The sequence below is a fragment of the Paenibacillus durus genome, assembly GCF_000756615.1.
Classification (GTDB): Bacteria; Bacillota; Bacilli; order Paenibacillales; family Paenibacillaceae; genus Paenibacillus_AQ; species Paenibacillus_AQ durus.
On sequence record NZ_CP009288.1, the window covers coordinates 4,786,919 to 4,800,699 of the forward strand.

The 13,781-nt window shown below is 53.3% G+C and carries 14 protein-coding genes; 3 read left to right on the forward strand and 11 right to left on the reverse strand.

Annotated features, from left to right (window positions below):
* Positions 1–27: 27 nt before the first annotated feature.
* From PDUR_RS20785 to PDUR_RS29550, 3 genes are all read left to right on the forward strand, one after another.
* On the forward strand, positions 28–645 hold the full coding sequence (locus tag PDUR_RS20785) for a pyridoxamine 5'-phosphate oxidase family protein (RefSeq protein ID WP_042208020.1): 618 nt from the start codon (positions 28–30) through the stop codon (positions 643–645).
* Between the two features lie 253 nt (positions 646–898).
* Positions 899–2,203: an aminotransferase class I/II-fold pyridoxal phosphate-dependent enzyme gene (locus PDUR_RS20790; RefSeq protein WP_042208021.1), complete on the forward strand. Its 1,305-nt coding sequence runs from the start codon at positions 899–901 to the stop codon at positions 2,201–2,203.
* A gap of 231 nt (positions 2,204–2,434) precedes the next feature.
* The gene (locus PDUR_RS29550) at positions 2,435–2,545 is read left to right on the forward strand and encodes a YjcZ family sporulation protein (RefSeq protein ID WP_211245151.1); all 111 of its coding nucleotides are present in this window, start codon (positions 2,435–2,437) and stop codon (positions 2,543–2,545) included.
* 242 nt (positions 2,546–2,787) lie between these two features.
* Here PDUR_RS29550 and PDUR_RS20795 read toward each other — a convergent pair whose 3' ends face one another.
* The 11 genes from PDUR_RS20795 to PDUR_RS20855 form a co-directional block, all read right to left on the reverse strand.
* Positions 2,788–4,203: a hypothetical protein gene (locus PDUR_RS20795; RefSeq protein WP_052410327.1), complete on the reverse strand. Its 1,416-nt coding sequence runs from the start codon at positions 4,201–4,203 to the stop codon at positions 2,788–2,790.
* A gap of 21 nt (positions 4,204–4,224) precedes the next feature.
* Entirely contained in the window at positions 4,225–4,623 is a 399-nt protein-coding gene (locus tag PDUR_RS20800; RefSeq protein ID WP_042208022.1) for a DUF4280 domain-containing protein, read from the reverse strand.
* A 15-nt stretch (positions 4,624–4,638) separates the two neighbouring features.
* The gene (locus PDUR_RS20805) at positions 4,639–5,166 is read right to left on the reverse strand and encodes a hypothetical protein (protein WP_042208023.1); all 528 of its coding nucleotides are present in this window, start codon (positions 5,164–5,166) and stop codon (positions 4,639–4,641) included.
* Positions 5,148–5,813 carry a hypothetical protein gene (locus PDUR_RS20810; RefSeq protein ID WP_179945167.1) on the reverse strand — a complete coding sequence of 222 codons (666 nt, stop codon included), beginning with the start codon at positions 5,811–5,813 and terminating at the stop codon, positions 5,148–5,150. The genes PDUR_RS20805 and PDUR_RS20810 overlap by 19 nt, the downstream gene beginning before the upstream one ends.
* Positions 5,810–7,219, reverse strand: coding sequence for a contractile injection system protein, VgrG/Pvc8 family (locus PDUR_RS20815; RefSeq protein WP_042208024.1), 1,410 nt, complete (start codon positions 7,217–7,219; stop codon positions 5,810–5,812). The genes PDUR_RS20810 and PDUR_RS20815 overlap by 4 nt, the downstream gene beginning before the upstream one ends.
* Positions 7,216–7,560 carry a hypothetical protein gene (locus PDUR_RS20820; RefSeq protein WP_156130549.1) on the reverse strand — a complete coding sequence of 115 codons (345 nt, stop codon included), beginning with the start codon at positions 7,558–7,560 and terminating at the stop codon, positions 7,216–7,218. Before PDUR_RS20820 ends, PDUR_RS20815 begins: the two co-directional genes overlap by 4 nt.
* Before the next feature lie 507 nt (positions 7,561–8,067).
* Positions 8,068–8,742: a hypothetical protein gene (locus tag PDUR_RS20825; protein ID WP_042208025.1), complete on the reverse strand. Its 675-nt coding sequence runs from the start codon at positions 8,740–8,742 to the stop codon at positions 8,068–8,070.
* Positions 8,739–11,354: a contractile injection system protein, VgrG/Pvc8 family gene (locus PDUR_RS20840; RefSeq protein WP_052410329.1), complete on the reverse strand. Its 2,616-nt coding sequence runs from the start codon at positions 11,352–11,354 to the stop codon at positions 8,739–8,741. The genes PDUR_RS20825 and PDUR_RS20840 overlap by 4 nt, the downstream gene beginning before the upstream one ends.
* Positions 11,355–11,479: 125 nt before the next feature.
* On the reverse strand, positions 11,480–11,947 hold the full coding sequence (locus tag PDUR_RS20845) for a DUF4280 domain-containing protein (RefSeq protein ID WP_042208026.1): 468 nt from the start codon (positions 11,945–11,947) through the stop codon (positions 11,480–11,482).
* Between the two features lie 33 nt (positions 11,948–11,980).
* Complete coding sequence (locus tag PDUR_RS20850) at positions 11,981–12,565, reverse strand: hypothetical protein (protein ID WP_042208027.1); 585 nt, start codon at positions 12,563–12,565, stop codon at positions 11,981–11,983.
* The gene (locus PDUR_RS20855; RefSeq protein WP_052410330.1) at positions 12,562–13,761 is read right to left on the reverse strand and encodes a pentapeptide repeat-containing protein; all 1,200 of its coding nucleotides are present in this window, start codon (positions 13,759–13,761) and stop codon (positions 12,562–12,564) included. Before PDUR_RS20855 ends, PDUR_RS20850 begins: the two co-directional genes overlap by 4 nt.
* Positions 13,762–13,781: the final 20 nt, after the last annotated feature.

Genomic DNA, 13,781 nt, shown 5'->3' on the forward strand with positions numbered 1-13,781 from the left:
TTCTATCAGCCAAAGGAGAAACTGCATATGAGAAGAAAAGAATTTAAAGTCGAACAGGAAGAAGAACTGGAAGCCTTTCTGGATGAAATGAGCTTCGGCTTTCTCGGCGTGATCGACGAGCAGGGCCGTCCGCGCGTTATCCCGCTTAATTTCGTCTATATTGACGGAAGCTTTTATTTCCACGGCAGCCATGCCGGCGGCAAGATGGACGCGATCCGCAAGATGGACAAGGTCTGTTTCACCGTAGCGGATGAGTTTGCCCTGATTCCTTCGTATTTTACCGATCCCCAAATGGCCTGTCCGGCAACCGCCTATTTCAAAAGCGTCACCGCCTTCGGCACGGCCGAGATCGTCACTGATTTAAGTGAAAAAGCGGCGGCGCTCGACAAGTTCATGAAGAAGCTCCAGCCGGAGGGCGGGTATGACCCCATTGACGCGGAGAATCCGAAGTACCGTCCCCAGCTTAAAGCGGTCGCCGTAGTGCGGATTGTTCCGGAAGAAATTACCGCCAAATTCAAGTTCGGGCAAAATCTAAAGGAAGAAGAACGCAGCGCCGTCATCAGCGGGCTTGAGGCCAGAGGCGGGGAACGGGATGCCGAAACGGTTGAGATGATGAAAAAATTCTGTCCGTTCCACTCCTCTTAAATGGCTTAATGTGCGAATATAAGCGGGGATTGTCCGTATAACGCGGCCAGTCCCCGCTTTGCTGTGTGAACGTTTATCAAAAGCCTTAAAATTATCCCTAATTCTTTTAGAAAAAACCGATATTCCGAAGTGACTGCCCTGTACCGCAGGTGATATAATGTTAGGCAATGTTAGAACGTTGGCTAACGATTTCAAGGGCGCTCCCATCGTTAATGTGCTCCGATTTTCAAAGATACCCGGAAGGATGAAACCGATGAATCCACAGGCTGGACAATTAAACGAAAGCATTAAAGCCGGAAATGAGCATGTGTACGACATGCTGTCCACTCTTGGCCGAGAAATTTATTTTCCAAAAGTAGGCATTTTGAGCCAATCCGCAGAGGCGACCGCTCATGCCAAGAAATACAACGCCACAATCGGCATCGCCACCGAGAACGGCGGTCCGATGCATCTGAATGTCATCCAGGAAAAGCTCTCCGCGTTCGCTCCGAAGGACTTATACGGCTACGCTCCGCCGGCGGGCAAACCGGAGCTGCGGACCGTATGGCGCGAGAAAATGCTGCGCGAGAACCCTTCGCTTGAAGGCAAATCCTTCGGCAATCCAATTGTAACCAATGCGCTGACCCACGGACTCAGCATCGTCGCCGACCTGTTCGCCGAGTCCGGCGACGCTGTCATCTACCCAGATAAGAACTGGGAGAACTACGAGTTAACCTTCAGCGTCCGCCGCCACGCGGAACTGGTTACTTACCCGCTGTTCACCGAAGACATGACCTTCAACAGCGACGGACTGCTTCAGGCGCTCCTGTCGCAGAAGGACAAAGGCAAGGCGATCGTGCTGCTGAACTTCCCGAATAACCCGACGGGGTACACGCCGGGCATCAAGGAAGGCGACGCAATCGTTGCGGCGATTCTGCGCGCGGCGGAAGAAGGCGTTAACGTTGTTGCGGTGTGTGATGACGCCTATTTCGGACTCTTCTTCGAGGATTCGCTTAAGGAATCGCTGTTCGGCAAGCTGGCGAACGTGCATCCGCGTGTGCTTGCCGTCAAGATTGACGGCGCGACTAAGGAAGAATACGTATGGGGCTTCCGCGTAGGCTTCATCACTTATGCTTCCGAGAGCAAAGACGTGCTGGCCGCCCTGGAGCAGAAGACGCTCGGTATTATCCGGGCCACCATTTCCAGCGGGCCGCATCCTTCGCAGACGTTCGTGCTCGACGCGCTCAAGGCGCCGGAATTCGTCGAACAGAAAGAAGAGAAGTTCCGGGTTATGAAGGGCCGCGCCAACAAGGTCAAGGCGCTGCTCGACAGCGACAAGTACGGAGACGAAGTATGGACGTACTATCCGTTCAACTCCGGTTATTTCATGTGCCTGAAGCTTCATACCGTCCATGCCGAAGAACTGCGCCAGCATCTGATCCACAATTACGGCCTTGGCACCATTGCCCTTGGCGACACCGACCTGCGCATCGCTTTCTCCTGCATTGCAGAGGAGAATCTGGAAGATCTGTTCGACCTCGTATACGCAGGCATCCGCGATTTGGAGCAAGCCAGATAACATAACGTTTAAAATCCAGCCTATATATCAGCCTCCGCATAACAAATGCGGAGGCTTTTTGCGTGTGTATCATGCGGCAGCTGTGGATTCGTAAATACTTGGGAAGCTTCTGAAAGGAACCCTTACTTTTATTTTTGCCGCCTCTAATGGCATCGGCCCATACCACTGAAGAATCGGGCACATACAATACGGTGTACTCAAGTACAACAACTCACCGAAAGGGGAATGAACATGAGCGAAGAAGTAAGAGGCGGATACGGATACGGACCTTTTACCAGCACTGGAGCCATCCTGGTTCTCTTCATTCTGCTGGTTATCATCACCCGTTCTCTGTTTATCTAATCGGCATTGATTCATCCTTGGAAGAGAGCCTACAGGCTCCCTTCCCTCCCATCATGTTCGCGCCGCTGTGTCCCACGGCACAATCGGCGGAAGAACTTTTCGAGAGTAAATAAAGAGATCCGGACAAGTCCGCTAAAGACTCCGTGATCTCTTTTTCTATGACATGGCGTCACCGGATTATTCTTATGCTTAATCATCTTAAACGAGATGCGGAAACAGTACCCAACGGGCTGTCGTCTCCGTCACGCTGACCGCTTTGTCCGTGGCTTTTGCCAGCTTGCTTCCAAGTATTCATTTTCTACCGATAGTCCGGCCTTCGCTCCTTTTTGGTAGGCCATGATCAGGCTCGTGCTGCGGATCGTTATTTTCTTTGGCGTGAACAACGTCATTTCTTTCCCGGCCGTCAGCGTCAGCTTCTTCGGGCTTTTCAGCTCCACTCCCGTGGCATCGTTCAGGCTCAGCTGCAGCGCTCCGCCCGGATCGCCCATGATCTGAATCATGTCCGGCGCCAGCTTCAGCTCGCTCCCGTGTTCGGTTCCGAAATAACGGTTGCTTGGGTCCCCCGTCTTGGCGCAGCCTTCCCCGTTCATCCGTACCGCGCTCACGATCATCGCCCGCGACCCTTGCTCATTCGGAAAATACAGGCTCGCCTTGGTCCCAGGCTTTGGCATGCTGTACATCGCGCTTCCCGTCGCCGGTGCGAACGGGTACCAGTGCGGATCGGCTTTGCCGTCGTCCTTGTCAATATCCAGCCGCAACTTCACTTCTTCTCCCCGAACGTCCAGCACTTCGCCTTCCAGCGAGAGGCCCGCCATCCGCGAATTTCCCAGCTCCAGACTGCGGATACCCTCCGGGCGGGACAACGTATAAGTAAACACCAGCACGCCCTTATCCATCCGCGCCGCCACGCCGCTGACGATCATGTCCTTGTCCAGATAGCGAACCTGATCCCCAATCGCGTAACGCTCTCCCGTCTCGACTTCATACTCAAAAAAGTCAGTGTCATGCAGTCCGGCTTCGATTCCCCCGGCCCGCTTATAGGCGGTTAAGTTTTTGCGGGCGGTATACGCTGTGCCTGCGGGCAGGGTGCGGGCGGCCCCCTCTGGCATACCAAAGTAGATTTTCGGCCCTGCTGCTTCCAATATATCACATACGATAACCGCCTGTAAGCGGCTGGCCAGCCGCTTGAGCAGCTCCCAGTCCGTTTCATCGTACTGCAAGATGGCGTCGCCTACCGCTCCCTGTTCACCGGCGCTAGGTAAAGCATCGCTATTCGGATAATCCTGCATCACTTTGGACACGAGTTCCGGGTAGGTTTGATTCACCTCGGGGAAGGAACGCTTCTTCTTTTCAATATCCATCTGATAAGAGGCACTTACGCCTTCAATGACCACCTGATGGACGCCCTGGATATGGGATAGCGCGACATGGCTGACCGTTCCTTTAAACAAGGGGATATCCGGCCCGCCTTCGCTATAGAACAGGTGAATCTCATCGTCGGCGGAAGCCCCGAGGACAGCCGACGTCTGACGCGCTTCCTCGCTGATGGCATGAAGGGTCATCCGGCCATGTTCCCCCGGCTTCCACTCCAGAGTCAAATCCGTTATGCGCTGTATGTAATAGGGAGAGACGACCTTGAGCTGATGATAATGGATCATCGTCTTTGCACCTCCACCCGGCTATTCATCTTCCTGGCCCGTCTTTTCAAAATAAATGCAGCCTTCGGGCAGATGCTGGCAGATCAGGTAAGACGCGCTGGTCAGCGCCGGCTGGTTCCCCACGAGCATATCCGCTTTCGTCTGATTCCAGCAGGCCGTAATTACCGGCAGGCAAGGCTTGCCTTGAATCGGCCCCCCTTGTTCCGACACCAAATAAATCGTCTCGCCGCTCGGGTTCACTGGACTTGCGCAAATGCCGAAATAGGGTACGTTCTCCGGCTTATAATCCCCTTGGTTCATCAAGGGCTTTCCTTTGTAATAGGCACCGTGGCTGACCGGCAGGTTAATCTTCCGCGCATGCGTTCCGTACTGGCAGCGCATGGTCGCGCCGCGTACAATGTAAGCTTCCAGACTTGACATTTCTTCATCCTCCCCTCAGGTATCCAGTTCTGCTCTTTCCAGCCGGATGCCGGTGAAATCCCGCCTCAAGATGCTTTCGGCCGCATCAAGCCGGATCACCAGCAGCGGTGTGGCGACACCGCTGACTTTGAATATTTTTTTGCCCCGTATACGCTCTTCTTGCAGAACGGCGGATTTGAGCACACTCCGGTCGAGATTAAACTCACTGCGCGGTGACAACGCCTCGATTTCTTCCAGAAAGGGAAGATAGTAGTTTTTCTGCAGCTGGAGTTCCGGGTTGATCAGGGCCGCCGGTTTAAATCGGCACTCTGGAACGTACACCTTCATTAGCTTCATCAGCCGGTCGGAAACCAGCGGAAACGGGCTTTCCATAAAGTCGATAAACCGGCTCTCCTTGCCCGCCTTGACAGGGAACACCAGCACCCGCGGCAGCTCTTCCGGCGGCAGCTTATTCACTTTCCACAGGTCGATGTGTCCCATCCCTTTTTGCAGCACCGGCACATCGGTATACCGCTGATCCTGCTTTAAGTAGAAATAATCCATCGCTTCTCCCCTCTTTCCGTAAATGGGGATGCCGCCCCCGCCTCTGCCGTTTGGCGCTCCAGCTTGCACAGGATGATACTCTCATCCCGGTATTCACCGGCAGACAGGGTAAACGGTTCCGCTTTGGCCAGTTCCTCCAGTTTGGGGCTTGTGATTAGAGCCGGAATCATGGTTTTGAGAAATTGAAGCGTCAGCAGATGATATTTAACGGCTTCGATCTGCTGGATTTGCTCGATATCCATCGACGTAATCTGGCGGGCATAGTCTCTTTTCATTTCTTCAAGTCCTGCCATTCGGTTGAACAACGGCCGGTACACAAAGTCCGCCGACCATAATTCCGCGCAATCCACCGGGTCCAGAAACCAGTTGGCATCATGGGCGTCGATCCGGTAATACGCTTGATTTTCAAGTAAACGGGTGCGAAGCAAGGAGATATACATGTATTGGATGTCGCCTTTCATCCCCGCGCGCTGCTGCAGCAATGCCTTTTCGCACACGGCTTCGAAGGCATTCAGCAGGTCGGCCTCAATCTGTTCGTTATGCTCTTCCACATACTGCTCAATCAGCGAAAGATCGCCCAGCCAGCCTTCAAGGACATGCTTCTCCAGAAAATCCTGCAGCATAGCATCCCGGTCTATCCTCATCATTCGATATTCACCTTGCCGCCGCTAAGCGTGACATCCTTCATGATCTGTAATGTAGCCCCGGCCTGGATTAGATCCACGCCTTCCTGGCCTTCGATGAATACCTTGCTGCCCTGGATTTCGATATCCCCTTCGGCATGCAGCTTGATTTTTTTGTCACTGTTGATTTCAATACCGCCTTCATCGGTCAGACGCATGAGCAGCTGGCCGCTGCCGATAATTTCTACAGCTCCCGGTTTGAACACGATCTGCTTGCCATACTTGGTACTGATGCTTTTCACGGAGGGGTCACTGCGCTTGACGGGGTCGGAGGAAGCGATATCGACGGAGCTTGCAGCGAAAGCATGGTGCTCCTGTTCGTCGGGGAAATACAAGCGTACCTCATCCCCCTCTTCCGGCATGACATACCAGCCGCTGCCATCCGGAGAAGAGTAGACGGTAGAGTAAGGAAACCACATGGCGCCGGATGAGGAGGAGCCGTGATCGATTTCCAGATGGAGCTGCACTTTATCTTTGGAGATCTTCGTTATCTTGCCAAAAAGGGACACTCCCGCCAGCTGGGTGGCATAAACCGTCCGGCATTCAAAGCCCTGCTTATTACGAAGGTGATAACGGCTGACAACCAGACCGCCTTCAATCCCCGTTTCCGCCCGGGCCACATACAGGGTTTGCCCCTGAAAGCTGACGGGACTGCCAAGCTCCAATACTTTAGGGCTGGTCACTTCATAGCTCAGGCTGCTCTGCTCGCTGGCCTCGGGAATTCCATTGCCGGCCTTTAGTTTGTATTCATGAAGGTCTTTTCGAATGGTATAGTTAAACTCTTCAAGCGGACGCGCCTCGCCCAAATCCGGTAAACCAACGACAAATTTCAAGCCCTGCTGCATGGAAAAAGGAATCACCACCGCATGCAGCCTGGAAGCCGCACGTTTGACAAATGCCCAGTCGGTCTCGTTGTATTGAACCAGTAATTCGCCAATGGACCGCCCGCCGGAAGCTTCGTCAATCACTTCAGCATCCGCGTAACCTGCGGTAAGCTGTGAGAACAGCTCGTTGTACGCTTGACCTGTATGTTGAAAGGAGCGGCTTTGCCGGGTTAAATCCATAAGCAGCGTTAAGCTTGCGGCCTCGACGGTCATTTCACGGACATGATTAACGGCTCTTACGGTGATGTCCGACACGGTTCCCTGAAACAAAATGACCTGGCGCTCGTCATCCCGCAGAAAAACCTGGATGCTCTCTTCTTCATCCGCCTTCTCCACATACTGATCTAGTAACCCATCCGGCACGATGCCGGTAATGGAAAAAGACACATGCTCGTTAACCTGCTTAAGCAGCTTCAGACTTGTAATGCGCTCAAATTGATACGGTTCAACCACAACATTGGCTGCGGTAAAAAAAGTATCGCTCATACGCTGGGTTCCTCCTCTTCCTGAACGGTCCGTATGGAACGAATCACTTGCACCACAATATCCCGCCAGTCTGCGTATTGTCTGTACGGACAATTGAAACTTCCCATCACCGTCTCACCCTCAAGTTCAAAATAGAACAAATTGTGATACACTGGTTCATCCAGCGCAGGGCTTTTGAAATCAAAATAACCGATGCTTTTCCCGTTCACTTCTTCAAGCTGTTCATCATAGAAGACGTTCGACGGCTGCATTTTTTTCAGCATGGCTTTCATACCGGAGGTCAGTCTTTGAACCCATTCGTCCTGCAGCTTTTGGTCCACCCGGTTCAACGTGAGATTCACCGTCCCGGGCTCATTGCTCAAGACGATCTCGGGACGCTGTTCATAAGGGTATTTTATTTTTTGCAGCGCAACAGGCATTTCCTCGAAAGTGCTAGGAATGTATAACTTTAGCTTGTCTTCAAAAAAAGCGCGTTCAACAAACTCGTAGCTTTCGTCTCCGATATTTTCTTCCTCCTTTGATTTTGGACATGGTAAAAAAGCTCATTCCTACTTATGATTCAAGTTGGAATAAGCTCCCTTAACTTCTTGCTTCCTCACCCACTCTTTTGGTAGTACGTGGTGCGCAAGGGAAGCAGCGGTAGACGTAACAAAAAACAGGTCAATCATGGTGGTATCTGATCATAATCAACCTGTTTGATGTAACGGAATAGCGTTAATTAGAATATAAAATTCACGCATTGATGTGCGTACAATTGGATTAGTGAAGTCTTATACGGGTATTACATGGGTTATAAGTTATTGGTTGAATGATGGATTCACTTGACACTGGGTAGACGTAGTAGCAGTTTACTTCTCCCAGTATATCCCGATTTCCTCAAACGAAGCCACACTTTCGCTCAAGCCTTCAGGACTTTCTGTTCCAATTATTTTGATCTCACTTTTTGTCAAAGTGATGTTTCCATAAGGATTATTTACTTTCCTAACATATATGGACTTTAACAATTCTACTTGTTCAGAAGTCATCTCATAATAATCTCGCCAAGATTCAATTGCAGTGTCACTCTCCATAAGCTGCCTCTCTAATAAATATCCACCACATTGTACTATTCTTACGATATTATCAATTGAAGAAATAGTATCATTATCACCCCAAAATGCGGTAGTTATAGATGGCGAGGTCGTACCATCTTCATCCTCTTCAAGAAGATATTCTAAAGTTTCATTCTTAGCCAACTCAAGGACATCCTTTGGTGCACCCATAAAAAAATCTATAGCTGTAGAAATATCGGTTCGGGTAAAGTTGTCATTTCGAAATGCCCCAACAAAATAATTACCTTTGAAAGTAATAGTTCCTCTTCCTCCCGAACCATCGACAACATTATAGTTGTCAGCATCCCATGAATGTTCGTATGATAATTCAGGATAGTGAGCAACCATGATTGCATGTGCCACCGATGCAAGTGTACAACCGCTCCATAAATTGTTTTTATTTAATTGGCTATTTAATATCACAGGCTTCATTTTTTTCTCCTTTTCGGTTTAGTTGGTGGTGTTTTCTTGCTTGGTTTATCAAAGTCCGAAGGTAACTTATTTGATTTTTCTCTATTTTCTTTTCTAGATAATACTTGAGCATTACTGTAACTATTAGTACCACCTTTATCCCTAGGAATAATATGATCGATTTGCCATTCATTCGGATCGGGTGTAACACCTTTTTTACTTTTTTGAGGTTTAGTTAAAATTTGACCTGTTTGGTCAGACTTAACACCCCTACCGTTTTGTTTCATATTTTCTTCAATTATCTTTTTCTTTTGAGCCGCAGTAAAATCCTTCCCAGGACCTACATGCTTGGAATCTGTAAGATGTGAATAAGGTCCATTGCCTGATTGTGGAGTACTTTTCTTCTCTGCTTGATGTTTTTTTTGTTTTTGAGGTTTACCCGTCTCCGCATTCCCTTTTCTTCCATCCCCCGAACGACCGCTGCCGCCGCCGGAAACAGCCCCCAAATGGCTGCCGTCTCCGCCGCCCCAGCCATGCCGCTTACCCCCGGTGTTGGTCAGGATGCCCAGCAGCGTGAATACTTCCCGCGGGGCCCAGCCTTCCTCCTGCACCTTCTGTACCGCTCTCTCTTGGGCTTCGCTCTTCATGTAGTTCCTTGCAGTTTGACCGGCCATATCTAGGGCATAGCTCAGTTTCGGACTATTCATTTCCAGGCGCTGCATCATTTTTTGCATTTTTTGCAGCACATCCGATTGGCTTAGGTTACTCCCCAGGTTCCGCGCTCCTGTGAACACTTTCCCGAGCGTCCCCGTGCTGGTCATAGACTGCGCCACTTCTTTGGCTGCCTTCGCCACGCTGACCACTTTGTCCGTGGCCTTCGCCAGCATGCTCCCCGCCTTCATCGCGTCCCGCGCTATTTTGGCTCCCGCCGCCGCCCAGCCGGCAAACGGGATCGCCGAGGCCATGGATAACGCCGCTCCCATATAGTCGCCCCGCGCCAGCGAGATCCCGGCATTCGCTACATCCGCGACCTCTCCTATAACCGGGATGCAGCCCGCCACATCCAGTACGACCTGCGTCACGTCCAGGAATTTGCTCCAGAATCCCTTCTTCTTCGGCTTCTCTTCTTCCGGCTGCGTTTCCGTGACGAACGGCGCCTCCGGCTGCGGCTCCAGGTCCTCGATTGTCACCGGCGCTTTCGTCAGCCCCGCAAGCTCCACCTCGTCGCCCCGGATATCCGTGCTGCCATCCATGACCACGCTGCTGTTGCCGCTCAGAAGGTAGATCCCCTCTTGCGCTGTAATCTCTATCTTTTTCTCCGACGTCCACTCCAAATCCTTCTTGGCCGACAGTACGATGCCCGTATCACTCTGGATCGTAATCCCACTGCTGTCCTCCAGCGAGATGAACAGGCTCCCCTCGGTCGCCGTTAGGCTCAGATCGGACGCGCCGAATTTCAGCTCCTTGCCGTAATCCGTTCCCCAATATTTCGTGCCGGGGTCCTCCAGCTTCGGGGACGGCTGCCCGCTTTTACGTACCGATCCCCGCGCCATAGCTTCCTCTTCCCGTGCGCTAGGAAAATACACCTGCACCGCATCCCCCGCCTTCGGCATGAGGTACAGTCCGCTGCTGCCTTCGGCGCTATATACGGATTCATACGGAATCCACACGGCCTCACTTTTCTCCTGGCTGGCGTCGATGTCCAGGTGCACACGAACCCGGTCTTTTTGCAGATCAATGACTTTGCCGTCCAGCGAGACGCCGGTGATCCGCTCATTCAGGATGAAGGGCTGCCGGATGCCTGCCTCCAGGCGCAGGGTATACGTATGGCGGAAAGCCCCGTCCGTCAACTGCGAAACGGCGGCGGCCACCGCCAGCTCTTTCCCCCGAAACGTCACATTATCTCCCAGTTGCAGCCACTTGGCGCTCTCCACTTCATAATAGGTGAAATCCATCACATTCGCTTCCAGTCCGGCGGCCTGCGCCCGGGCATACGCGGCCAAATCCCGTCCCACGGTAAACGACGTCTCGGACGGCAGTTCTTCCATCCCCCCGTCCGGTACCCCGATCCACAGCTTCGGTGCCTCTGCCGAGGACTCCGGGATTATCACCGCGCCGACACGGGACGCCAGGCGTTTAATGAATTCCCAGTCCGTCTCGCGGTATTGCAGCACCAGCGCATCCGGTTGATCCGCTCCTGTGGCGTTGTCGATCAGGTCCGCTCCGTCATAGCCCAGCACCACCCGTTCGATCAGCTCGCCCGTACTTTGATTCCCAAGCTGGAAGGAGCGGATTTCCACTTTCCGGTCCAGCAGGGAAGAGTGCGAGACCGCTTGCAGCTTCAGCTCGAACATCCCCCGTACAGTCTCGATTTCCATCTGCTCGACCCGCCCGTGGAATAAGGTCCGCACCTTCTCCCCGTCCGCGTTCACTTCCTGGATTTCCACGGCTTCCTCTTCCACTTTCTGCTGCGCCGCCAGATCCCGCTGCTCCTCCGGCAGGATTGCGCTTAACGACAGGGTGGCATGCTCGCCGACACTCCGCCGAATCTCCAGCTGCCTGAGGCGCTGGATTTCATAAGGGGCGATCAGCTTGATCTGCCCGTATCCTTTCCAGGTATGTAAGGTTGCCATTTTGTTTTCCTCCTCTCCCGGCACGATGGCCCAGCTTACGTACGAATGCCAGATTGTCTACTCTTTCTAAGATTGCACATGTTTTTCAAAGCGCGTACGATTAATCCCTTATAGTGCAGCTACACCTACCGGATCGCCCCGCTGCCTGAGCTGCCGACGGATACGCCGCCCAGGTCCTGTCCGTCGTCTTCAATCCGGATCAGGCTGCCTTCGTAGATGCAGGTATTGGTGCAATGGCTCAATAACGCCGGCTGCTCCTCGATTAGTACATCGAATTTCCCGTTCACCCATGGACCGGTAATGACAGGCACGCAGGGAGCCTTCTGAACGCCCTCAGTGTCGAACTGACCGTTCTTTACTGCTGGGTTTAATGGGTTGGTGCAGTTGCCAAAGTGGATAATATTTACGCCCGGCTTGTAATCCTCTACATTCACCTGCGGCATTTCCTTGACATAGACGCCGTGGCTAAACGGGATTTTGAGCCGGGTGAGCTGGGTCCCGCAGCTGCAGCTTAGAATCGCCCCGGCCACCACATACGATTTCTGCTCCTCGCCGCCGCTTCCGCCTACGCTAAATGCACCTTCTACCTGCATAACTTGCGCCTCCTTGTGGTTTCATCTTATTCCTCAGGATTGTTCTACCCGTGTTAGCCGAATTCCATTGAAGTCCCGCCGCAGCAGCCCTTCCGCCAGCGCCAGATTTATGAGCCATATCCGTTCTCTGGGGCCGTTTACCTGAAAAAAAGGCTGGCCTTCCGCACGCCCGGCATCCAGCACCAGTCTGCGCAATGTGCCGTCTGGATGCCATTCACTTTCATCCGACAGGCAGTCCACCTGCGGCGCGGCAACCAGCCAGTAGACTTCCTGATGTCTGCGCGGCAAGTCCGTAAATACACCCGGCACAAACCTCACCTTCGGCGCAAAGAGCTCGATGGTCCGTTTCAGCCGGTTGGAGACAAAGGGAAACGGATACTCGATGAAATCCACGTAATCGACCTGGGCGACCTCTGCCACGGCAAACTGAAGGCTTAATTCCTCAAGCTGGGGGCGCTGGCCCGCCCTTTGTCCGGCTGCCTGCCCAGCAGCTTGTTCCGCGCTTCGCCGCTCCGCCAGTCCGGCATCCAGCATGTCCGGCCGGATCACGGCCGACACTCCCCGCGGCTGAACCGCATTCGGAAAGCGGTCATCCTGGCTTAACCTGAAATAGCTCACCGCTCCACCTCTCTCCGCTCGGTCTTCCACGATCCGCCCGGCAGCCTAACCCCGGTCAGATCCGCCGCTTCCAGTACTGCTCCGTCCAGTACCGCTCCTTCCAGTACAGCCCCGCTCAAGTCGGCCCCGGTGAAATCAGCTCCCCGCAAATCCGCTCCCGTAAGGTCGGCTCCGCTTAAGTTGGCCCCGGCAAACACAGCCCCCCGCAGATCGGCGAAGCTGAGCTTAGCCCCGGTCAAATCCGCTCCCGCAAACCTCATCCCGGCAAATCCCGGCATCACCCACTCTGCCGCTTCTTCCAGCGGACGCCCTCCCCGAACGCTGAGAAATACGCTTCTCTGCAACCGGCAGCCGCTAAAATCGGCTCCGTGCAATAAACTGTGACTAAAATCGGCTCCGTCCAGCAGGCAATTTCTCCAGTGCGTCCCGATCAGCACACAAAGCGACATCCGGGCAAACGATAGGTCGCACTCCCGAAAAGCCGTGTAGCGGAAATCCAGTCCGGAATAGGTTCCCGAGGATAAATTAGCCCCTTCAATAGCCGCATAGGCGTACTCTTCTTCGCTCCGCTCGCCCAGCCATTCCCGGATCTGCTGACTGCTTAAGCCGCGCTTGTCTTCCTTGTACACCGTTATACTGTGATCCAGATATTCTCCGGCCCGTACTTCGAAGACCGCCTCTTTAGACAGCGCCTGAAACTCCGGCAGCTCGGCCGCCTGGGGCATTGCATAACGGATGAGCTCGGCCACATAACTATGAAAATGCTCCGCTTCGGACAAACGCAGCTTTTCCAGCAAAGGACGGGGTAGTTTGCCCGCATACTTCCGCGCAGCCGGCTCCCACTCTTCCACGGCTCTCTGCAGCGGCGCAAACGCCCACTGTGGGTCATAGCTCGCCTGTACGGGCCTACGGTCAAAAAACCAGCCCGCGTCCAGACCTTCCGCCAAATACACCGCCTGTCCGTCCAGCAGCCCGGTGCGTAGCATCGAATAGGTAATGTAACCGAGGGCTCCTTTATCTCCGGCAAGCTGACTCTCCAGAATGCTGCGGCAGAAGTCCTGGAAATGAGCCAGAAACCCGGCGGCAAGCTCCTCCCTCCGGCGATGGTATTCCCGGTCGAGCGACAGCAGCGCTTGCGTATGCCACGGCTTCAGCACCGCTTCCCGAAAATGGTTTAACGCCTCTTCATCGTACATTCTTGCAACCCTCCCTTGGC

Excerpts from the sequence above, each read along its gene's own strand:
- PDUR_RS29550 (WP_211245151.1), top strand. The coding sequence starts at position 2,435 with ATGAGCGAAGAAGTAAGAGGCGGATACGGATACGGACCTTTTACCAGC.
- PDUR_RS20795 (WP_052410327.1), bottom strand. The coding sequence starts at position 4,203 with ATGATCCATTATCATCAGCTCAAGGTCGTCTCTCCCTATTACATACAG.
- PDUR_RS20785 (WP_042208020.1), top strand. The coding sequence starts at position 28 with ATGAGAAGAAAAGAATTTAAAGTCGAACAGGAAGAAGAACTGGAAGCC.
- PDUR_RS20825 (WP_042208025.1), bottom strand. The coding sequence starts at position 8,742 with ATGAAGCCTGTGATATTAAATAGCCAATTAAATAAAAACAATTTATGG.
- PDUR_RS20840 (WP_052410329.1), bottom strand. The coding sequence starts at position 11,354 with ATGGCAACCTTACATACCTGGAAAGGATACGGGCAGATCAAGCTGATC.
- PDUR_RS20855 (WP_052410330.1), bottom strand. The coding sequence starts at position 13,761 with ATGTACGATGAAGAGGCGTTAAACCATTTTCGGGAAGCGGTGCTGAAG.
- PDUR_RS20805 (WP_042208023.1), bottom strand. The coding sequence starts at position 5,166 with ATGGATTATTTCTACTTAAAGCAGGATCAGCGGTATACCGATGTGCCG.
- PDUR_RS20790 (WP_042208021.1), top strand. The coding sequence starts at position 899 with ATGAATCCACAGGCTGGACAATTAAACGAAAGCATTAAAGCCGGAAAT.
- PDUR_RS20800 (WP_042208022.1), bottom strand. The coding sequence starts at position 4,623 with ATGTCAAGTCTGGAAGCTTACATTGTACGCGGCGCGACCATGCGCTGC.
- PDUR_RS20810 (WP_179945167.1), bottom strand. The coding sequence starts at position 5,813 with ATGATGAGGATAGACCGGGATGCTATGCTGCAGGATTTTCTGGAGAAG.
- PDUR_RS20815 (WP_042208024.1), bottom strand. The coding sequence starts at position 7,219 with ATGAGCGATACTTTTTTTACCGCAGCCAATGTTGTGGTTGAACCGTAT.
- PDUR_RS20845 (WP_042208026.1), bottom strand. The coding sequence starts at position 11,947 with ATGCAGGTAGAAGGTGCATTTAGCGTAGGCGGAAGCGGCGGCGAGGAG.